The 20,056-nt window shown below is 42.0% G+C and carries 18 protein-coding genes; 10 read left to right on the top strand and 8 right to left on the bottom strand.

Annotated elements, in window-relative coordinates:
* The first annotated feature begins 11 nt into the window (after positions 1-11).
* The 6 genes from LEP1GSC185_RS18775 to LEP1GSC185_RS18750 are packed head-to-tail and all read left to right on the top strand — an operon-like array spanning position 12 to position 6,923.
* Positions 12-2,549 (top strand): chemotaxis protein CheW, encoded by a 2,538-nt coding sequence (locus tag LEP1GSC185_RS18775; protein WP_008593363.1) that lies wholly within the window; start codon positions 12-14, stop codon positions 2,547-2,549.
* A gap of 3 nt (positions 2,550-2,552) precedes the next feature.
* Entirely contained in the window at positions 2,553-2,996 is a 444-nt protein-coding gene (locus LEP1GSC185_RS18770; RefSeq protein ID WP_008593305.1) for a chemotaxis protein CheW, read from the top strand.
* A gap of 10 nt (positions 2,997-3,006) precedes the next feature.
* Positions 3,007-4,617 (top strand): methyl-accepting chemotaxis protein, encoded by a 1,611-nt coding sequence (locus LEP1GSC185_RS18765; RefSeq protein ID WP_008593132.1) that lies wholly within the window; start codon positions 3,007-3,009, stop codon positions 4,615-4,617.
* A gap of 3 nt (positions 4,618-4,620) precedes the next feature.
* On the top strand, positions 4,621-5,709 hold the full coding sequence (locus LEP1GSC185_RS18760) for a protein-glutamate methylesterase/protein-glutamine glutaminase (protein ID WP_008593410.1): 1,089 nt from the start codon (positions 4,621-4,623) through the stop codon (positions 5,707-5,709).
* Positions 5,710-5,714: 5 nt separating this feature from the next.
* A complete protein-coding gene (locus LEP1GSC185_RS18755; protein WP_008593237.1) occupies positions 5,715-6,557 on the top strand; it encodes a CheR family methyltransferase in 843 nt (280 codons plus the stop codon).
* A 3-nt stretch (positions 6,558-6,560) separates the two neighbouring features.
* Positions 6,561-6,923, top strand: a complete 363-nt coding sequence (locus LEP1GSC185_RS18750) for a response regulator (protein WP_008593373.1) — start codon at positions 6,561-6,563, stop codon at positions 6,921-6,923.
* A gap of 63 nt (positions 6,924-6,986) precedes the next feature.
* On the opposite strand, the gene LEP1GSC185_RS18745 is transcribed toward LEP1GSC185_RS18750, so the two are convergent.
* Together LEP1GSC185_RS18745 and LEP1GSC185_RS18740 are read right to left on the bottom strand one after the other, a co-directional pair.
* Positions 6,987-7,826: an SDR family NAD(P)-dependent oxidoreductase gene (locus tag LEP1GSC185_RS18745; RefSeq protein WP_008593321.1), complete on the bottom strand. Its 840-nt coding sequence runs from the start codon at positions 7,824-7,826 to the stop codon at positions 6,987-6,989.
* Between the two features lie 31 nt (positions 7,827-7,857).
* The gene (locus LEP1GSC185_RS18740; protein WP_008593393.1) at positions 7,858-9,309 is read right to left on the bottom strand and encodes a flavin-containing monooxygenase; all 1,452 of its coding nucleotides are present in this window, start codon (positions 9,307-9,309) and stop codon (positions 7,858-7,860) included.
* A gap of 197 nt (positions 9,310-9,506) precedes the next feature.
* On the opposite strand from LEP1GSC185_RS18740, the gene LEP1GSC185_RS18735 reads away from it, so the two are divergent.
* Together LEP1GSC185_RS18735 and LEP1GSC185_RS18730 are read left to right on the top strand one after the other, a co-directional pair.
* Positions 9,507-9,833 (top strand): DUF1330 domain-containing protein, encoded by a 327-nt coding sequence (locus tag LEP1GSC185_RS18735; RefSeq protein ID WP_008593324.1) that lies wholly within the window; start codon positions 9,507-9,509, stop codon positions 9,831-9,833.
* A 67-nt stretch (positions 9,834-9,900) separates the two neighbouring features.
* On the top strand, positions 9,901-10,599 hold the full coding sequence (locus LEP1GSC185_RS18730) for a FecR family protein (RefSeq protein WP_008597374.1): 699 nt from the start codon (positions 9,901-9,903) through the stop codon (positions 10,597-10,599).
* Between the two features lie 37 nt (positions 10,600-10,636).
* Here the strand turns inward: LEP1GSC185_RS18730 and LEP1GSC185_RS18725 are convergent, their stop codons facing one another.
* The 4 genes from LEP1GSC185_RS18725 to LEP1GSC185_RS18710 form a co-directional block, all read right to left on the bottom strand.
* Positions 10,637-11,050 carry a hypothetical protein gene (locus tag LEP1GSC185_RS18725; RefSeq protein WP_010515945.1) on the bottom strand — a complete coding sequence of 138 codons (414 nt, stop codon included), beginning with the start codon at positions 11,048-11,050 and terminating at the stop codon, positions 10,637-10,639.
* 10 nt (positions 11,051-11,060) lie between these two features.
* A complete protein-coding gene (locus tag LEP1GSC185_RS18720; protein WP_008593256.1) occupies positions 11,061-12,383 on the bottom strand; it encodes a TolC family protein in 1,323 nt (440 codons plus the stop codon).
* A 9-nt stretch (positions 12,384-12,392) separates the two neighbouring features.
* Positions 12,393-15,620 (bottom strand): efflux RND transporter permease subunit, encoded by a 3,228-nt coding sequence (locus LEP1GSC185_RS18715; RefSeq protein ID WP_008593434.1) that lies wholly within the window; start codon positions 15,618-15,620, stop codon positions 12,393-12,395.
* A 132-nt stretch (positions 15,621-15,752) separates the two neighbouring features.
* Positions 15,753-16,085 carry a hypothetical protein gene (locus tag LEP1GSC185_RS18710; protein WP_008593106.1) on the bottom strand — a complete coding sequence of 111 codons (333 nt, stop codon included), beginning with the start codon at positions 16,083-16,085 and terminating at the stop codon, positions 15,753-15,755.
* 429 nt (positions 16,086-16,514) lie between these two features.
* Here LEP1GSC185_RS18710 and LEP1GSC185_RS18705 point away from each other — a divergent pair, with 429 nt between their 5' ends.
* A complete protein-coding gene (locus LEP1GSC185_RS18705; protein WP_008593408.1) occupies positions 16,515-17,999 on the top strand; it encodes a helix-turn-helix domain-containing protein in 1,485 nt (494 codons plus the stop codon).
* A gap of 13 nt (positions 18,000-18,012) precedes the next feature.
* Here LEP1GSC185_RS18705 and LEP1GSC185_RS18700 read toward each other — a convergent pair whose 3' ends face one another.
* On the bottom strand, positions 18,013-18,861 hold the full coding sequence (locus LEP1GSC185_RS18700) for a tetratricopeptide repeat protein (RefSeq protein ID WP_008593350.1): 849 nt from the start codon (positions 18,859-18,861) through the stop codon (positions 18,013-18,015).
* A 113-nt stretch (positions 18,862-18,974) separates the two neighbouring features.
* Here LEP1GSC185_RS18700 and LEP1GSC185_RS18695 point away from each other — a divergent pair, with 113 nt between their 5' ends.
* On the top strand, positions 18,975-19,154 hold the full coding sequence (locus LEP1GSC185_RS18695) for a hypothetical protein (RefSeq protein WP_024864064.1): 180 nt from the start codon (positions 18,975-18,977) through the stop codon (positions 19,152-19,154).
* 70 nt (positions 19,155-19,224) lie between these two features.
* On the opposite strand, the gene LEP1GSC185_RS18690 is transcribed toward LEP1GSC185_RS18695, so the two are convergent.
* The gene (locus tag LEP1GSC185_RS18690) at positions 19,225-20,049 is read right to left on the bottom strand and encodes a crotonase/enoyl-CoA hydratase family protein (protein WP_008593201.1); all 825 of its coding nucleotides are present in this window, start codon (positions 20,047-20,049) and stop codon (positions 19,225-19,227) included.
* Between the last annotated feature and the right edge of the window lie 7 nt (positions 20,050-20,056).

The following is a 20,056-nucleotide window of genomic DNA, read 5'->3' as shown; positions in this document are numbered from 1 at the left end:
ACGCTGAATATATGGAAGTCGATTACGAAAACCTGTTAAAAGATTATCTAGTAGAGGCTCGAGAGTTGTTGGATATGGCGGAAGAGTCGATTCTAGAATTAGAGAAGGATTATCAACCGGAACAGATCAATACCCTTTTCAGAGTGATCCATACCATAAAGGGTAACTCTGCCATTTTCGATTTTCCATTGATTACCGGATTGGCTCATTCATTCGAAAGTCTTTTAAATCAATTTCGTAAGAAGGAAACTAAGCCGGCAGATAAGGAAATCGGTCTCTTTTTGGATTGTATAGACGCTCTTAAAGAAATGAACGAGCGCAAAGACAGTGTTTCGGATTCTCAAGTTTCCGAACTGTTGTCGCGGATCAATGAAAGCTTGCAGGCGCAGGATGAAAAATCTGTAGAAGATGAAAAACCCAGGTTTGGATTATTTACTCCTCCGAAAAAGAATAAACCGGTCGTTCCTTCTCCGGCTAAGGACGGTGACGGAATTTTGTTCAAAGATGGGAAGGTGTTGATCCCCAAAAGTTATATCGCAAAGGCGGAACAAGAAGGTTCATCTCTTTTTCTTATCAAATTTCAGCAAAAGGACTCGGAAGATAGAAATTGTTCCGATCTGATGGAAAAGTTTTCCGGCATAGGAATGGTTTTGAGCCATGGGGATTTCGGCGGCAAGAATGGAAATTTATCTAACGGATCGGGGAATAAGATACATTATGCTGTTGTAATGTATTCTGCAGATAAAGAAAGTTTTTTGAAACTTTCTCCCGTTTCCTTACTGTCGGCTTCGACAATTTTCAAACCTGAACTGAAGGCAGGCTCGATCGTATCTCCGCCTATACAGGAACGATCGATAAAACCTTTAGCTGAGCCTGAAGTCCAGGCTAAATCAAAAGAAGTTTCAGCGGAACATTATCTTAAGATCCCTTTGCAACTTTTGGATCATATGATCAATCTTGCAGGTGAAACGATAATAGTAAGAAACCAGCTTCTCCAAAAGATAGAAAATTACGACGATCCTTCTTTGTTATCTATAGTTCGAAATTTGAGCCAGTTGATCACATCCTCGCAAGAAAGCGTTATGCGAACTAGGCTTCAAAAATTGGAATCTCTGTATAAAAGGATTCCAAGATTGATCCACGATCTTGAGAGAACTACTGGCAAAGAGGTTGAGTTGTTGCTCGAAGGAGGAGAAGTCGAGCTCGATAAAAATATAATAGACTCGATCACGGACCCGATCACGCATATGATCCGAAACTCAGTCGATCATGGAATAGAATCACCAGAAGAGCGAGTATCAGCCGGAAAGCCTGCCAAAGGAAAAATACATTTATCCGCCTCCTTAAGGGGAGGAAACGTCATCCTCAAAGTAGAAGACGATGGCAGGGGATTGAACATAGAGAGCATTAAGAGTAAGGCGATCGAAAGAGGACTTATAACGCAAGAGGAAGCGCAAAGAAAATCTCCTGAAGAATTATCCGAATTCATTTTTTCTCCGGGGTTCAGCACTGCCCATGCGGTCTCTTCCACCTCGGGCCGCGGCGTTGGAATGGATGTAGTAAAGATGAATTTCCAGAAAGCCGGAGGGACTGTCTCGGTTTCGTCTCGACAAGGTATAGGGACTTCCGTTATCGCTTCATTGCCTCAGACACTTTCTATCATTAACTGCCAAATGGTTAAGACTTCCGGAATGCTTTTCGCGATACCTCAGCAAAATATCTCGGAGCTTATTCTACTCGATAAAAGATCCGTATCATATTTGGAAAAGAAGATGGTATATCAACTTAGGGGTCATCTTCTTCCTTTGATCAAAACGGGAGAAATACTCGGACTCTCTTCCGATCATGCGGAAGATGGGAGCGACAAATATATCGTGGTCGTTCACACGGAAAAACATAAATTCGGAATGTTGATCGAGGAGATAGAAAATCCTGAGGAGATCGTAGTTAAACCGCTTTCGAAGGATTTAGCAAAGATCAATCTTTATACGGGCGCTGCTATCTTGGGCGACGGAAATGTTGCGTTGATACTGGATATTTCCGGGATCAGTAAATTCTTAAAATTGCATACTAATGTAAAAGAGGAACTTCGCTCTAAAACTATTCACGATATCAACGATAAGGAACATTATCTTCTCTTCTCCGTGAATAGGCAGATGTTTGGATTGGATTCAAGATCCGTTATTCGGATCGAACAAGTTGATCCGAAATGTTTCGAACGAGTTATGGATAGCGAGGTGATCCAGTACCGTGACGAAGTCATAGAACTTTGCAGGTTGGACCGTTATTTTAATCTGAAAAACGAGGAAAAGAATATCGAGAGGACTATGATACTTATTCAAACCTCTTTAGGTAAAAAAGGAATCCTTGTACAAGAAATCCATAATGTTGTGGGGGAAATCGGCTCTTTTAACAAGAACGAAGATCAATCTTCAGGAGTTATTGGTAACGGGATAGTATTAGGACAAACGGTCATCGTAATCGATCCCATTGTCGTTTTGAAAAAGATCGGAAAAGATCCGGTCCGTCAGGAAATTATTTCGGAGTAATATGTGGTGGAGCAGGAAGATAAAAAGCAATATTTATCGTTTTTCCTTGGGGCTGAAATCTACGGGCTTCCGTTAGAAGCATGTAAGGAAGTGGATCATAATAAAAGAATATTAAAAGTTCCTCATTCTCCTGAGTATATAGAGGGAATCGTGAACTTGCGAGGGGATCTCGTTACTATACTGAATTTAAGATCTCTTTTCGGAAAGGACGATATTAGCGGAGAAGGGAAACATTCTCTGATTCGTTTGAAGGGAAAAAAGGAAACCTTCGCTATTCTTTCGGATTCGGTTTCGGATATCGTAGAGGTGGCGAATAAGGATCTTGAAAGTTGTCCTTCTCATTTGAACGAGAAAGAAGCGAGATTCATACGAAATGTAACCATTTTAAAAGATAAGACCATGATAATTTTGAATAGGGAAGAATTACTACGTCTGGAAGACGAGTGAGGAGTGTTATATGTTAGGTTTTGTTTCTCAAGGCAAAGAGAAGGAAAGTGAAAGAAAACAAATGTCCACAACGTTAACAGACGTTGAACGTTTTGTAAAGGATGGGACTACCCTTGTTTCGATGACTGATCTGAAAGGAAGAGTCATTTATGCAAATAAGGAATTTTTGGAAATAGCAGGTCTGACCAACGATGAGTTAGTCGGTAAGCCTCATAACGTCGTTCGGCACCCGGATATTCCTAGAAGCGTATTTAAGGATTTTTGGGATACGATCCAGAGCGGTAAACCATGGAGAGGAATCGTCAAGAATCGATCCAAGAACGGAGATCATTATTGGGTTGATGCAAACGTAGCTCCGAAGGTAGAAAACGGGAATATTGTAGGCTTTATGTCGGTCAGAAGAACTCCGACACGCCAACAAGTTGAAGCGGCTTCCAAATTATATACCGATATACTCGCGGGAAAACGCAAATTAGAGCCTACTCAGAAGAGAAAAATGTCCATTCGGACAAAGTTATTCCTGTTTATCTTTCTGAGCGTATTAGGTCTTGGAAGCTTGGCGGTTTCCGAATTTATCGGTTTAGCTTCCGAAGTTACTATCGGGATAGCAGGTTTTTTTGCGGCACTTCAGATCTTATTAGGAGGTTATCTTACCTTCTATATTCTTAAACCTTTAAAAGAGGCGACAGATATCGCAAACAAAATAGCGACCGGTGATCTTTCGGTTAATATCGCTCATAATCGCAACGACGAGTTGGGTGAATTGGGAAAAGCGATCTTGAACATGCTGATCAATACGGCAGCTTTAATCTCTCGTTTAAAGGAGAACGGAGATATACTCTTTTCATCCGCTCAAGACTTATCGGGAGCAAGTCTGAACTTATCCTCGGGGATCGAAGAGATGTCTCAACAATCTCAAACCATCGCAGCTGCTGCGACTCAGATGAATCAGAATTTGAATGTTGTCTCGAGTTCCATTGAAGAAATGTCCGTTTCCGTAGGAGAAGTCGCGAAAAAGGCAGCCGACTCGGCAAAGATAGCGAGAGAAGCGAATTCTACCGCAATCGAAACCAGTAGGGTTGTAAAAGAACTAGGTGAGAATGCGAACGAGATCGGGAACGTAATTGAAAGTATCTCTAACATTGCCGCTCAAACCAAACTTCTCGCGTTGAATGCCGCAATCGAAGCAGCAGGAGCAGGGGATGCCGGGAAAGGTTTTGCTGTAGTCGCATCCGAAGTCAAAGAGCTTGCTCGTCAATCCGCGGAATCTTCCGAAGAGATCAAAAGTAAAATCTCTGCAATACAGAAAAGTACGGAAAAAGTGATCGAATCCATCGGCAAAATTACAAGCGTGATCGCCGAAGTGAACGAGATTAGCGGAAGCATCGCATCTGCGGTGGAAGAGCAGTCAATTACTACGAAAGAGATAGCGGCTAACGTAAGTCAAACGTCGCTTACTTCTAACGATGTAACCAAAAACATCAACGGGATCTCAACCGCATCTTTAGACGGTGCTAAGGATTCGAGCAGCGTTTCTAAACTATCTCAATCTTTACAGGATCTTGCCGCAGGTCTGACAATGTTGGTGAATCAATTCAAAATCTCGAATACGGCTAAGTGAAAGGTGAGCGCCTTGGAATTACCTGTGGAAAAAAACAAAGTGTCCCGCAAAACATCGGTCTTCGTCGTGGACGATTCTTTGGTCTATCGGAACCTTCTTCGGAACACTTTTTCTCAGGACGGTGAGATCGAATTTTTGGGAGCGGCAATTGACGGCAAATTTGCCCTTCCTAAGATCGCACAACTAAAACCGGATTTCGTGATTTTGGATGTAGAAATGCCTCAGATGAACGGGATCCAAACGTTAGAGGAAATCAAATCGAAATTTCCGGAAACACGAGTGATTATGCTTAGTTCCCTGACACAGGAGGGGGCTAAGATCACTTTGAAAGCCTTGGATATGGGGGCGATCGATTTCGTACCTAAACCGAACGGAGGGCAAGAGGGAGCGTTAAGTGAAACTTTGGAGTTATTGACTTCCAAGATCAAAGCTCTTAGCCCGATCAAACCTATCGTTCAGAGTCCGGTTGAAAAGAAAAATATTCCAGTTAAAACGGTCCAAACCAGAAGGGAGAAAGATTGTGCGATATGCGCAATAGGAATTTCCACCGGTGGGCCGATCGCTTTGCGCCAACTTTTCCTAAAATTACCGCCGGATCTTAACGGTAGTATCGTAGTCGCTCAACATATGCCTCCTTTGTTTACCAATTATCTCGCAGAAAGTCTTTCGCAAGCTGCAAATATGCTGATCAAAGAAGCGGAAGACGGCGAAGTATTGCGGAAAGGAGTAGCTTATATAGCTCCCGGAGGAAAACAACTCGAGATCGTCAATAGCGCTTCAGGCCCTGCGGCAAGAGTGTTTAACGGACCGGAAGAAGAATTATGTAAACCTTCCGTAAATATCCTTTTCAGATCTTTAGCGGAAAATTTTCCGAAAGAAACCACTGCGATCATTATGACTGGAATGGGAGAGGACGGTTACTTAGGCATGAAAGAGCTAAAGAAGAACGGAGCTTACTTGATCGCTCAGAACCGAGAATCATGCACCGTTTTCGGAATGCCCAATCGCCCGGTTCAAGAAGGGCTTGTCGACGAAGTATTGGATGTGGACAGCATCGCAGATAAGATTTCCAGCTTATTACAAAGGAACTAATTATAATGCAAGATACAACCTTCGAATTGATGGAAGTGATAAAACAAGCGACAGGTATATCCTTAACAGAGGAAAAAATCTATCTTTTGGAAAGTCGTCTTTCGGATATATTATCGGATTATAATTTATCCGATTTCGGTCAGCTATCGAAAAAATTTAAAGAAGGTTACGACCTCGAATTCAATGAGAAAGTTATAGAGAGAGTAACTACTCATGAGACTAGATTTTTTCGGGACGAAAGTATTTTTGGGGCGATCCTTGAAAGAATTATACCCGAGATATTGGAAAGAAAACAGCAAAAAGACGCTAAGATCAAGATATGGTCGGCTGCCTGTTCTACCGGGCAAGAACCTTATTCCGTGGCGATCTCTATTCACGAAAAGTATCCTCAACTATTCAAGAATATTAGCATAACTGCAACGGATATAGCAAAAGATACGATTGAAAAAGCCAAGAGTGGAATTTATTCGGCTTTTGAGATCGGAAGAGGATTGTCCGAGGCTCATCTTGCGAAATATTTCGATCCTGTCTCCAAAGGATTATACGTAGTAAATGAGGAGGTAAGATCCGTTATAGAATTTAAACAGCATAATTTGATCTATGATCCTTATCCGTCTAACTGTGATTTGATACTATGTAGGAATGTGTCCTATTATTTCGACCAACAGGAAAGAAGAAGTCTATTCAATAAAATAGAAAAAGCCCTGAATCAAGACAGTTTTCTTATTCTGGGATCCGCCGAGTCTATATCGGAATATTCGAAAAATTTTATCATTCGTGAATTCGGCCTCTGCCGCTTTTATGAATTGAATCCTTCCAACTTTACGTTATTTATTAAAGGAGCTTAATATATGGGGAACTTAAGAATACTGGCAGTAGACGACTCGGCGACTATGAGAAGTCTGGTTCAACAAACGTTGGGAATAGGCGGATATGACGTCACTCTTGCATCCGACGGAAAGGAGGGCATAGACAAATTCACCGACTCCGATTACGATCTAGTCATAACGGATATAAATATGCCTGTGATGGACGGACTTACTTTTATCCGGGAAGTCAGAAAAAGAAATACGGACGTACCTATTCTAACCTTGACTACAGAGTCGGAAGAAAATATTAAACAGAAGGGAGCCGAAGCAGGAGCAAATGGGTGGATCATTAAGCCGTTTCGTCCCGCACAATTCCTGGATATCATAAAACAGGTTATGCAGTGAGGTTTGATCCAAATAAATGGATTTTAATTATGGAAGCCGCTTATCGGCTTCCATAGATCTAATTTATCTCATTTGTTTTAGCAGAAGTTTTCCGATTATCACTTGATAAGAAGTTGGAAGTAATCTTTGCATAAGATCTACAAAGACCGCGTCCGGTCCGATCAAGACTCTTCTGGAATTTTTCTTTACCGCTTTTAAGATCACTTTCGCTGCTCGTTCCGGAGTAGTAATAAATTGAGCGGACATTTTTTCTCCTGCAGTATTAGGATCCAAACCTAAAGCTCTCACACTATCGTTCGTTTTGGAACTTTTTGCGATAGCGGTTTTGATCCCTCCGGGATGAACGCTTGTCGCGGAAACTTTTGCGTTAGTAAGATCCAATTCTTGTCTTAAGGTCTCGGTAAACCCTCTAACTGCAAATTTGGAAGCATTGTAGGCGGAAGTTCCCGGAACGGCGATGATACCGAATACGCTAGAAGTATTTATGATATGGCCGTCTCCACTTTCTTTTAGATAAGGTAGAAATGCCTGGGTTCCGTTTACCACTCCTCCAAAGTTTATATTCATAACTCTCTGAAAATCGTCGGACTCGAATCCTTCTATCGTGGAGCCGAAGGCGATGCCGGCGTTATTGAATATCAAATTTACCTTATTATGCTCTTTGGCCACTTTAGAGGCCCATTCAAAAACAGCGGATCTATTCGATACATCCAGTTTTTGGCTGGTGACGAAAATATTTGGGTTTTTCTTTTTTACAAGTTGGACCGATTCCGCGAGACCTGCTTCGTTTACGTCTGAAAGTGCGAGGTTACATTCTTGTTCTGCTAGTTGGATTGCAAGCTCTCTTCCCATTCCGGATCCTGCTCCAGTAATAGCGGCTACTTTGTTTTTAAAACTTTTCATTTGATTTTTCTTCTTCCTATTTTAACTTTTTTCATCCGAACGACAAATTGGAGTCGTTCACATTCGCAAAATTGATATCGAGTAGATCCATTAGATAATTCTGATGGAATCTCCAGGGACGATTGGCTCCTCTTTGCGGGAATTGATCGATTGCCCTTTGGATGTATCCTGAATTTAGATCGAGTATCGGCTCCTTCTCCATCTTAGAAGGATCACAAACTGGTACACATTGTTTATAACCGTTCGCTTGCATGTGATTCAGTAGTCTTGCAACATAGGTAGAAGTTAGATCCGCTCTCAAGGTCCAGGATGCATTAGTATAACCCACACAAAATGCAAAATTTGGAACTCCGCTCAGCATTAAACCCTTGAACGTAAATTGTTTGGAAATATCTATTTCTTTCCCATCTACCTTCAATTGGATCCCGCCGATTGCGAGCAATTCCAAACCTGTCGCGGTAACGATAATGTCCGCTTCCAATTCCTTTCCTGATCTTAATGTAATTCCTTTCGGTGTGAAAGTCTCAATATGATCTGTAACGATGGACGCTTTACCTTTGGAGATCGCCTTGAAAAGATCAGAGTCAGGGACCAAGCAGACCCTTTGGTCCCAAGGTTGGTAGTTCGGTTTGAAATGAGTATCTATATCGTAACCTTTAGGGAGAGAAGCTTTCAATCTTGCTCTGATTAACCACTTCGCAAAGTTGGGAAATCTTTTGCATATTTGGTAAAACCAAATCTGGATCAGAATGTTTTTGATCCTAGTGATATGATGAGCAATTTTCGCCGGTAGAACGAATCGTAAAAAGTCCGCAACTATATCCTTAGAAGGAAGGCTAGTAATATAGGTCGGTGACCTTTGCAGCATCGTTACATGAGACGCATCGTCCGCCATAGACGGGACCAATGTGACCGCAGTTGCGCCGCTCCCGATAACCACGACTTTTTTGCCTTTATAGTCTAAATTTTCCGGCCAATGTTGTGGGTGGATGATCTGACCCTTAAAGTTTTTTGCCCCCGGAAAATTCGGAGTGAACCCTTTATCATAGTTGTAGTAACCGCTGCAGATATAAAGAAAATCCGCAGTGTAAGTTCTTTTTTCTCTTTTGGGTCCGACTTCTACATTAATCGTCCAACAATTTTCCTTACTGGACCAAGAGGTTGACGTTACTCTATGTTCAAAACGTATATTGCGATCTATTCCGAATTCGGATGCAGTTTCTCTTACATAATTTAGGATAGAAGGTCCGTCGGCGATTGCCTTTGCTTCCTTCCAAGGTCGGAAAGAATAACCTAAGGTAAACATATCTGAATCGGAGCGAATTCCAGGGTAACGAAATAAGCTCCAAGTCCCGCCTATATCCGATCTACTTTCTAAGATGGTGTATTTTTTGCCTGGGCAAAGTTTTTGCAGATGATAGCCGGCACTGATCCCTGATAAACCTGCGCCCACGGTGATCACATCGAAATGTTCTTTTTGCATTTTTTCCTCGGCCGGAATATTCTATCGATCCTTCTAAAGACCGATTATAATCCCGCTGTTTCAGGAAGAATTTTGCACCAAAACCGAGTACGATTCGACTGATCTTATAATATCATCCTCAAAAAGTAGTAGTTTACTCTTCAAATTAATGCCGAAAAGACTTGCCTATATCTCAAAATCTTAGAATGGAGAAGGTCATGAAGTATTACTCAGTAGCAGAATTAAATATAGCCAGCAGTCGTTGGATCCCCGCATATGTTCGTAATGTAACTAAAATGGTGGAAAAATTCGGAGGAAGGTATCTCTCCAGGACAACGAATATGGAGAAGATGGAAGGGGACAGGCAGCTCCCTCAATTATTTTTGATCATAGAATGGCCTTCCAAAGAAGCAGTGCAAAAATTTTATAATTCGGAAGAATACAAACCGTTTCTCGAAAGCAGACTAAAAGGTTCCACTGGAGAATTTATTTTAGTTCCTGGCGAGGATGTGAATCAGCTCGCGAATATTCCTCGTTTAGAATAATAATAAGTAGATCGATCTCTTAAAAATCGATTTACTTACTTCCATAATGTCTCCAAGATCGATCGCTATGAAAAAGGTATCAGTTCTATTTCTTTTGGGTTTAATATGCATTCTGTTTTCCTGCGGCAAAAAGGAAGCGGATGCAGGTAAAGGGGTAATCACATTCGTTGTTGGGAACGTGACCTTAGAAAGAGGTCCGGAAAAATCAAAGGCGGAAGTTAGCAAAGAGATCCAAAAAGGAGACATCTTAGTAACGGACGAGGGCGCGACTGCGATGATCGCGTTCGGAGAGAATTCTTCGTTGTTGGAAATCCAATCCGGTTCCAGATTCCGTTTCGACGATATTAATTCCGATAAAAAATTTTTTCAAGAAAAGGGAAGATCTTGGATCCTCTCCAATAAACTTGTAAAAGGCGAGGGCTTAAGTTTAGGAACTCCGACAACCACCGCAGGTGTAAGGGGAACTAAGTTCTATACTTCCATCGTGGATGACATGACTTTTATCTGTCATTGCCAAGGTAAGGTGGAACTGGAAAATAGTGCAGACCATTCTAAGATGATCCCCACGTCGGACTATCTCACGGTTACAAAAGGAGCAAAAACGATCGTAATAGATAAGGATGATCTATTAAAGATCGGGATCCCTTACGTTCATAATCATAGCGAAGTAAACAATTCTCCGGTTGGAGAAAGAACAAATATGAAGTTAGAGGAATTCCTAAAGATGCAGGAACTTGCTAAGAAAAAATTAGCAGGAAAGTCCTAAAGAGATTCTTTCAAATTGTTCTTTCTGCGCTCCAGTTTCAGTGATTCTGATTATCCAATCTGAATTTTCTACTTGGTGTGAGATGGCATATCTTATGGCCGGAAAAATAATCCGCCGCGATAAAATCACTGAAATCGCAGGCGACTATATCCGCATTTAAGATTGCCAATTCACAATTATGGACTGCGTCCGATTTAAAATATTGGCTGGATTCGTCCGAAGGCGCAATAGTTGGATTCTGAGATATTATCTCGGTGACCAAGGCTTGCACATTACCTATATCCCCAGCAGTCCCTCCTGAAGAAAGGCATTTGAGCATTCCGGTTTCGAATAATAATTTTTTAGCATGTTTTTGGTCGGTATACGTCGGATCTCCTTTCATACAAAATGATCCGACCGTAAGTATGAATGTACCGAACGTAAGAAAATATACGAGTCGAGTTTGTTTCATAAAGAATTCCTTATATATTTCCGTTGACCAGATCTTTCACTTTCGTGTAGATCAGATATTCCGTATACGCGTCGATCAGTTCTCCGTTTGCACGCAGTAGATTTCGGAACGCTTCCCTAAAATCCACTAAATTCCCTTGATAACTTGTGTAACGGTTCCTCGCGACTTCGTAGGCTGTTTTAGCAAGACTTACTTCGTTTCTTAGGTGTCGGATACGCAGTGCAGAGGAATCGATGGTCTTTCCTAAGCCTATGTTCAGCTCGGCTATTTTCTTTCTTGCAGCTTCAAGTTCTTTTCTTTTTGAAGAAACTTCATGTTCGGCGGCTTTTACTTCTCTTACTGTTTTCATTCCTTCGAAGACGGGAACTACTAAGGAAAGGTTTGCAGAATAGTTCTGGTAAGGAACCAAGCGAGCTTGCTCGAAAGTTCCCACTGAGTAAGAGGACTTAAGTTCCGGCATAAAGTCGGCCTTGGAACGGTCCAATTTTGCTTCAGCGGCAAGCAGTTCCATTTTTGCACGGTTTACGATCGGCGAATTATCGTAAGTAGTGTTCTTTTCCGATTGAGATTCCTTTGAGGATTTACTTTCCGTTTCCGGTAGTGGACCCAAATTAATCGAAGTGATAGATGGACAAGAGAAATTGTTCCAATCCTCTTGGATCAATAGACCTAGTTCCTCTCTTCCCTTATTTAAACGAAGTTCGTAGTCGTGTGTTTGGGTCTTGATCTGCTCGACTTGGGCTTCGATCAGATATTTGTCCACGATGGACTTCTGCCCGTTCCGTACGAATCGGAGTACTTCTCTGTGAATGATCTCCAAGTCACCGTTCAGTCCGGACCAAAGCTCCGAAAGACTTCTATTTCTAGAACATGCATAGTAACTTCGGACCGAAGTGTCTAAAACCTCGACCCTAGCTATGCGGATCTCTTCTTTTCTTTCTTTTGCTTGCGTCTCTGCAACTTTTACGTCATTCTCCCTTCTTCCCCAATCATAGAGAGTATATTGCCCCCAAATACCGGCAGAAGGTCCCGCATGAAAAGGAGAGACCATTACACCTCTTGGAACCATGACTCCGGGTTCTCCGAATGATCCCGGAAGTCCGGAGGTTACCATTCCCGAAAAGTATGCGGTAGGCATATACGCAGATTTGGCTGCTCCTACATCTTCTTCAGCTCGTTTTGCTTGGAAAATTTTTGCTGCCACGTCTGGACTGGTCTTTTCCGCCTTAGCCATAAAATCTTCGATGCTGATAACCGTCTCCGTTTGGGAAAAGAGCCCTGGAGAACCGGAGAATAAGAATATTAAGATAATTTGAACTGTTTTTCTGAACATCGTTTCCTCCTAAACCTCAACCTTTCCGCTCTTCAGATAAAATTTGGAGTACAGATATCTGAAGATTGCAGGTAGGACGAATATCGTGAGTAATGTCGCTAAGAATTGTCCTCCGATTACGGCTCTTCCTAATGGAATATTCGCCTCCGCTCCTTTACCGAATCCGATTGCCATAGGAGTTAATCCAAGCATCGATGCAAGCGAAGTCATCATGATCGGTCTTAAACGAGCTTTAGCTCCCTCGATGATCCCACGATCCAAATCCATTCTTTCGTGTTGGATCATATGAAGTATGAATTCTATTAAAAGTACTCCATTTGAAACTGCGATCCCGATAAGGAAAATTGTTCCGATCCCTGCTTGGAGGCTATAGTATGTTCCGCTTAACGCGAACATTAATACGATCCCGACCATTCCTAAGGGAACCGTCATCATCATGATTCCTGGAAGAATGAAGGATCTAAATTGGACTACTAGGATCATATACACTAAAAACGCGGAGAGAAAGAATCCTCCGCCTAATTGAGTAAGCGAGTCCCTCATTTTTTCTATCTCACCGGTGATCACTATCTTGTAACCTGAAGGAGCCTTGGTCTCTCGGATGATCTTTTCGATATCGGAAGATACGGAGCCTATATCTCTCCCTTGCGCGTCCGCTAAAATATTTACGGTTCGTTTCATGTTTACTCGGCTAAGAACGGTCGGTCCTTCCGTCTTTTCGATATCGGAAAGGCGATCAAGTGGGATCGCTCTTTCTTGGAATTTTCCCGTGACAGGGATTCCTTGGAAATCCTTCATCGTCTTGAAATTTTCCTGAGGAAAGCGAACTCCTAAGGCATAGTCGATACCTGTTTTAGGATCTACCCAGATCGCCGGTTTGTATACAATACTTCCGGAAAGCGCACTTACTATGTTCTGAACGATCTCCGTGGTCAATACTCCCTGTGCATCCGCCTTTTTTCGATTGATGTTCACTTCAATAGCAGGAGTATCAAAACTTTCTAATATACGAACATCGGTCGCTCCCTTTACCTTTTTTATTTCGGGAAGTAGTCCCTGTGCAATTTTGTAAGCTTCTGCCGCATTTGCACCTCTGACTTGGATATTGATAGGAGCTTGAGCGCCTCCATTTAAGGAAGAGGAAAGGAGTCCTCCCAATTCGATCCCTAGCTGAACGTCCGGAAATTCTTTCGGTAACTTCTCGCGGATCAATTTCGCGTAATATTGCGAAGTCTTTTTGCGATCTTCCTTTAATTCCACGTTCATTGTAACGTCTTGGGTTCCACCATTTTGGGAGAATGCCGCAGGAAATCCTTGATAAAGGCCGGAATCGGATAATACCATTTCCAAGTCTGACTTGAGCCACTCTTTCAATTTGGCTTCTACTTGTTTTGCACGATCGCTAGTTTCTTCGATCCTAAGACCTGAGGGGAATCTTAGGTGTAGTACGAAACTGCCTGCATCGGCTCTAGGAAATAGTTCAGTCCCGATAAATGGAACGCAGATCCCTCCGATCGTAAATAGTATCGCGATTCCTATGAGTACTCCCTTTAGATTGAAAATAACTTTTTCAAGTAGCCTTCCATATACCTCCGTCAACTTGGCTATCCAATCCTGTATGATCTGAAAGAATCTAGGAAGTTTAGGAGGCGGACCCGTTAGAAATTTACTGGCAAATAATGGAATGATAGCGGTCTCGGAAAGAAGAGACCCGGTGATTGCCAAGATAACAGTTTTCGCTATTGCTCCGAATAAAACGTTAACCACTCCTTTCGTAAGGAGTATCGGAAAGAGAACCACTATGTTACACAATGTAACCGCAATGATCGGAGGAGTCACTTCTTGAGCGGCGCGAACTACCACTTTCACTCGGTTGACATCTTTATCTTCCGCGAGATGTCGCATGATGTTTTCGATCGCAACGATGGAGTTATCCACTAACAATCCGATGGAGAGCGCCATTCCGCCCAGAGTCATGATATTGATTGTGGAGCCTGTGGCCTTGAGTCCCATCAACACGAAGAATGTTGAAAAAGGGAGAGAGAGTAATGTAGCGAAAGTTGCCCTGGGGTTACCTAAGAATAGGAACACCATTAAAGCGGCCAGCCCCCCTCCGAACATCGCTTCTTCCGCAACAGTCTCCACCGCTTTTCGGATGAACACTGTTGTATCCGCAACGACCCGGAGTTTTAATCCTTTGAATTCTTTTTCGAGTTCCTTCATCGCTTCTTTTGCAGCATCCACTACTGCGAGAGTGTTTGCGCCTTGTTGACGAAGTACTGGAACGTATACGATCTCTTTACCGTCCAAGGTAACCATTTCAGTTTGAACGATACTCGCTTCTTTCGCTTGTCCTACATCTTTTACGAAGACGGATATTCCTTCTCGGCTTCTTAGAGGAAAGTCGTCGAAAGCTTTCACTGTGTCGGCGACACCGTTAGTATAGATCGGATAATCAAAGTCCCCGATCTTTACGTCTCCTGCCGGAATGAAGGTGTTGAGTTTCTCTATCTTCTCCATTGCTTCGGCTGCGGACATATCAAATCTTTTTAATTTATTCGGATCTAGCTCTATGATGACTTGCTTCTCCGCGCCTCCCATTACCGTTGGAGCAATCGTACCTGGTGTTCCTTGTAAGGCTCTTCGAACGTCGTATTGTCCTCGGTCATAAAGATCGTTTATCGGGAAGTCTCCGCTGACCGCTACTAAACATACTGGTGTAGATCCCATTGGGTCGAAGGGTAGAACGATCGGCGGCATTGCTCCTGGAGGGAGTCTTCTAAGAACCGACATGATGTAACCGACGGTAGATCCCATCGCCTCAGGTCTTGTAGTGGAAGCTTCATCGAAGAAGTTGTTCACGACGCTCACTCCCGGATACGATTTGGATTCCTGATGGATGAGCCCTGGAGCTTGACCTGTATATCTTTCGAATTTCCAAGTGAGAATAGTCTCGGTGCTAGAGGTTGGCATTCCCCAATACACATCTAAGATCTGGACTGCAGGTTGGATTGAAGGAGGTAAAAGGTCCCTTGGCATTTTAAAAAGAGCTAAAATACCTAAGACCAAAACGATTGTGCAACCAACGATCATTAAATAGGGATTTTTAACGGAGAAAGCCGCAATGCCGCTTTGATTTACCTGTTTTACTGCGGCTTCATAGGTATTCGGATATGGAAGAACTTTGTGTTCTTCATCTATCTGAACGGAATTCCTCGTTTTGTTCTTTTCTTTCATTGGGCCTCACATCACAGATTACGTTAGTTGCATTTTTAAAAGCATCCGTTAAGACTTTCAAAATAAGGTTCGTGTCAGTATAAAAGAAGACTAAAGTCTTCCGACTGACCGCGAATTGGGATAAGGATTAAATTAAAGTAGAGGAGGGGGGATGCTTACTAAGGACGCGGCAAGCAAGAAGAAGTATTCGGAGGAAGACAAAGTTCCGATAACCGATGACGAAAGTAATTCCGAATTCGGTATCTGCACATTATGTAAAGAAAGTAAAAATGGAGTATGGAGCTGATGAGATTCGGACTCTAAGATATCATCTCGAGTTTCATTCCAATCTTCGAATTCGATCTCGGTTGCATATTTTTCCTTTTGAACGTTTTGTTTCGCAAAGGAGAAATTAATCAACATCGCCAAAGAGAGGACGAAAATGAAAACGATCCTTAAATGATATATGCACTTTTTATAAAGCATAATTACTTCTTAAGCTTTCGTTTTATTGGATGGGTGCAAAGTCAAGGCTGTTTCAAACTTTAGTCTCTAATTCATGGAAAAAGTGGACCAATTTTAAAAACTTGGACTTTTGCGAAGTGAAAGATTGAGAAATTACCCTGAAGAAAGACTAAGGTACGATGAAGGTAACGATATTGCACAAGAACTACGAACAAAAATTCAATTTTATTTGACTAAGTAACGGTGTGGATATCAGTGTTAGGCATATTGTATAGAAGCTATTAGGAGAATGAAAGAAACTGCATGCGTCGTGCATTTATTTTAATCGCTGCTATCCTATATTGTTGCATTCCTCTCGATCTTTTTTCGGAAGCGATTCGGATACAGCATGGATTATCTGAGGTACTTAATATTAGTTCTGGTTTCGAGTATCGATACCGAAAAAACCTGGTGATCGGATGTTCTCCCCAAGGACTTACTCAATTACAGAACTTGGAATGGCATACCAACTTAGTTCCTGACACTTTGCGCGTTCGTCGTATGGATGCCGGGAATTGGATTAGGATTTCCATTCAAAACGATTCAGATATTGAGGCAAAGAAGTGGATTGTGTTCTTCTCAACGAATATCATGAAGCTGGAATCCTGCTTTTATGATTCGGAAGGAAAGTATGAACAGAATATTTATACGCATCCGAAAGAGATCGATTTTTCCGAAATTTCTCATGCCGGATTTCCTCATTTCCCGATTCGTTTGAACCCCCGAGAGACTAGGACCTTTTATTACTTTTTGGATTCCAGCGAGGATATGACATACGCGAATTTCCCCGTAAAACTACTGGATACGACTTCCTTTCACCAATTGAACAATTTGTATCCTGAGATGGTTTTCCTACTTTCGAGTATAGTATTACTTTTTCTTTTTCTTTCTTTTGGCTATTGGTTGAAAACTCGACAGATATTGTTCCCGATATTATCCTTATTCGCGTTCGTATTATCGATTTCCTTTTTCGTTTTGCATGTAACTCCTCTCTCTTTATTGATCGATTGGCAGGAAAGGGAGTTTAAATTTCCCTACTTCCTATTTCAGACAGTATCGTATCTTATTCTTTTTGCGTTCCTGCACTACGTTAAAAGATTGTGGGAACCTGTGCTTGCAATACGGAAACGATTCCTATTGGCTTCGGCTTTCGGTTTAATTTTCTTATTTGTACCGATCTCCAAATCGATTTTCGAGTATCGGATCATAGTGTTGGGGTTAGCGACTGGATTAAGCACATATTACTTTTTGAAATCTCACAAATTGCTTTTTCAGTTCCGAAATCCGGTAACTATCGTTTACCTAGCTTGCTGGGCGATATTTTTGATCTTGAATCTTGCCAAAAATCTGTACCATTTCGATTTTTATCCTTATAACACTCTTTCAATTTTCTCATTTGTTTTATTTACGCCGTTCCATTTTATAATTGTCGGATACTGCTTATATACCATGTCTAAACGGAACTTTTTTATCGATTCGTCCCAAAGGAACTCCGTCAGAAAAAGTACATTAGGATCTTTGGAAATCGGCGGTCTTGTGGATCGGATCCATAGAATGTTGGAAGAAGATAAGGTTTATCTTAGAAGTCCTTTACGAGAGGAAATACTCGCTCGAGAATTAGGGATCGGTTTACATCAATTTTCGGAGATTATCAACGTAGAGTTCAAAACCAATTTTCCGTCGTTGATCAATCAATATAGAATCGCGACTGCAAAAAGACTATTGATTGAATTCCCTAAAATGAGTATAGCCGAGGTTCGAGTTCGATCCGGATTTAGTTCAAAATCTGCCTTCAATCTGGAGTTTAAGAAGGTGATGGGCATGAGCCCCAACCAATTTCGAGGGAAAATAAGGACTTCCGTGCTCGTTTCAAAGGAGTCGAGTCAACGGGAATAGATCTCTTGTTAGGCTAAGCTTCGTCTATTTCAACATTTTCTAATGTATCAAAAAAACCGGTCTGCAAAAGCGGACCGAAATCCACCATATCCTCTGCGGAAAGTTTAAGACCGTTTTCCATAGAGTAGGCCTGGAGAAGGGAAGCGCATGCTAAGTGACTTTCCTGCAACTGGGCGTGGGCCCTCGCTTTTACTACGAGTATGTCCGCGTCCGATTCTCCGAAATATTTGATGTATAGATCTATAAACTTAAGCGCGTTTTTATGATCGGAAACTTTCAGATAACATTGGGCGATCATATCATAGTGAAGAAAGGTCTCTTCTTCGTCCATTCTCATGGCCGTTTTTAAAGAAGCTAATGCCGAGTTATAATCGCCCCTTTGATAATACAGATATCCAAGCTCGGACCAAATATCTTTTCGTTTGATCCCTCTTCCTCTGGAAAGTTTTTCCTGGGACAGAGCTTGTTTTAAAACTTGGATTGCCTCGTTGGACCTATCCGTATCTTTTAACAAACTGGCAAGAGTCAGATATAATTCCAATTGGTCCGGAAAGATCTCGATTGCAGTCGTGAGTATCTTTTTCGCTGATTTATAATTGTGAACCTTAATGAGGTAATTCGCATAGTATAGTCTGCTTTCCGGATGAGTGGAAAAACGATCCTGCAATTCCTGAAAAAGATTAAGAGTTTCCCTGGTATTCCCAATATAATATTGGCACCAGGCTTGGCGATTTTTCACCTTGAGGATGGTTTTGGGATTTTGGGTAAAATTCAGGGATTCCTTGTATAGGTTGAACGCCTTAGTAAATTCTCTCTGCCTTTCCCTATGGATGGCGCTTATGATCAGTTCCCTAAAACCCACGACTGGGACAGGCTAAAAAAATTCCTAAAATAATCAAGTTTTCCGCAGATCAACCGATGATTGAAACGGGGGCAAAGGAAAGAAAAAATCCCCAGTCCATCGAGGTAAAGAAAATGGAAATCGGTAGCCAAACCAGCCAATCTCTCATGATCGAAAGAATTGCCAATCTGCCTAGAGAAATATTCCAAGCTCAGTCGGATATGAATTCTAAACTTTTGAAGCTGAACGTAGAGGCTCAAGTGCAAGCCCAGGCTTCTGAAGGAAGATCCAGACTTTTGGATCTGTACGTTTAATTAGGACGTAGGAATTCCACAAAAAGTAATTCTACCGATTGTAGGAGTTCCCACATCCGCACTCGCCAAGTTAGTCCTTATTATATTCCGGCCTTTTTCTCTCTTTAAAGGCTTTCATTGCTTCTCTAAAATCCCTGGAATCCATAAAACTGGAGTTCCAAACCGCGACATAGTTCAAACCGACAGCTAAAGGTTTTCCTTCGGAGAAGTTCATTACTTCTTTAGTACCTTCTACCACTATCCTCGGATTGGCGGCAATCTCGGAAGCGGTAGCGATTGCACCTTCCAAAAGTTGGTCCTGGTCTTTGAACAATTTAGAAACTAGTCCCATTCTGAGAGCTTCTTCTCCGTCTATGTCCTTACCGGTGTAGGCAAGTTCTCTCGTGTGCCCTTGTCCGATAATAGAGGGAAGTCTATTGATAGAACCCATGTCCGCCACGATCGCTACTTTTGCTTCCCTAAGGGAAATACTTGCATCGTAAGTTGCATAACGAATATCGCATGCCGAGATCAGGTCTAGCCCACCGCCAATACAATGTTTTTGGACTGCGGCAACGGAAGGTTTAGGAGAATCATAGACTGCATTGATACCTTTCTGCATTCTGAGGATTAGTTCGTAGAATTTTTTACGATCATCTCCGTAAGTTCCTTGTACTACGGATCCGAATTCTTGGAAGAATGAGTCCAAGTCCAGACCTGTGGAGAATGATTTCCCCCTTGCGGCAATTACGAATGATCTGATTTTTTGATTGGAGTTAATTTCGTTTACGACATCCGGAAGATCTCTCCAGAAACTCCAGTTCATCGCGTTTCTTTTGTCGGGACGGTTTAAGAAGACGATGGCTACTCCGTCTTCTCTCTCGACGATTTCAAAGAATTCAAAGTTTGTCTTCATCGGGATC

Origin of the sequence: Leptospira licerasiae serovar Varillal str. VAR 010 (assembly GCF_000244755.1) — a bacterium.
Lineage (GTDB): Bacteria > Spirochaetota > Leptospiria > Leptospirales > Leptospiraceae > Leptospira_B > Leptospira_B licerasiae.
The sequence above is the reverse complement of the archived record's forward strand: the minus strand, read 5'-3'. Positions and strand labels throughout refer to the sequence as shown.

Coding starts and splice junctions, on each gene's coding strand:
- LEP1GSC185_RS18775 (WP_008593363.1), top strand. CDS start 12: ATGGAAGTCGATTACGAAAACCTGTTAAAAGATTATCTAGTAGAGGCT.
- LEP1GSC185_RS18765 (WP_008593132.1), top strand. CDS start 3,007: ATGTTAGGTTTTGTTTCTCAAGGCAAAGAGAAGGAAAGTGAAAGAAAA.
- LEP1GSC185_RS18755 (WP_008593237.1), top strand. CDS start 5,715: ATGCAAGATACAACCTTCGAATTGATGGAAGTGATAAAACAAGCGACA.
- LEP1GSC185_RS18750 (WP_008593373.1), top strand. CDS start 6,561: ATGGGGAACTTAAGAATACTGGCAGTAGACGACTCGGCGACTATGAGA.
- LEP1GSC185_RS18745 (WP_008593321.1), bottom strand. CDS start 7,826: ATGAAAAGTTTTAAAAACAAAGTAGCCGCTATTACTGGAGCAGGATCC.
- LEP1GSC185_RS18740 (WP_008593393.1), bottom strand. CDS start 9,309: ATGCAAAAAGAACATTTCGATGTGATCACCGTGGGCGCAGGTTTATCA.
- LEP1GSC185_RS18735 (WP_008593324.1), top strand. CDS start 9,507: ATGAAGTATTACTCAGTAGCAGAATTAAATATAGCCAGCAGTCGTTGG.
- LEP1GSC185_RS18730 (WP_008597374.1), top strand. CDS start 9,901: ATGAAAAAGGTATCAGTTCTATTTCTTTTGGGTTTAATATGCATTCTG.
- LEP1GSC185_RS18725 (WP_010515945.1), bottom strand. CDS start 11,050: ATGAAACAAACTCGACTCGTATATTTTCTTACGTTCGGTACATTCATA.
- LEP1GSC185_RS18720 (WP_008593256.1), bottom strand. CDS start 12,383: ATGTTCAGAAAAACAGTTCAAATTATCTTAATATTCTTATTCTCCGGT.
- LEP1GSC185_RS18715 (WP_008593434.1), bottom strand. CDS start 15,620: ATGAAAGAAAAGAACAAAACGAGGAATTCCGTTCAGATAGATGAAGAA.
- LEP1GSC185_RS18710 (WP_008593106.1), bottom strand. CDS start 16,085: ATGCTTTATAAAAAGTGCATATATCATTTAAGGATCGTTTTCATTTTC.
- LEP1GSC185_RS18695 (WP_024864064.1), top strand. CDS start 18,975: ATGGAAATCGGTAGCCAAACCAGCCAATCTCTCATGATCGAAAGAATT.
- LEP1GSC185_RS18690 (WP_008593201.1), bottom strand. CDS start 20,049: ATGAAGACAAACTTTGAATTCTTTGAAATCGTCGAGAGAGAAGACGGA.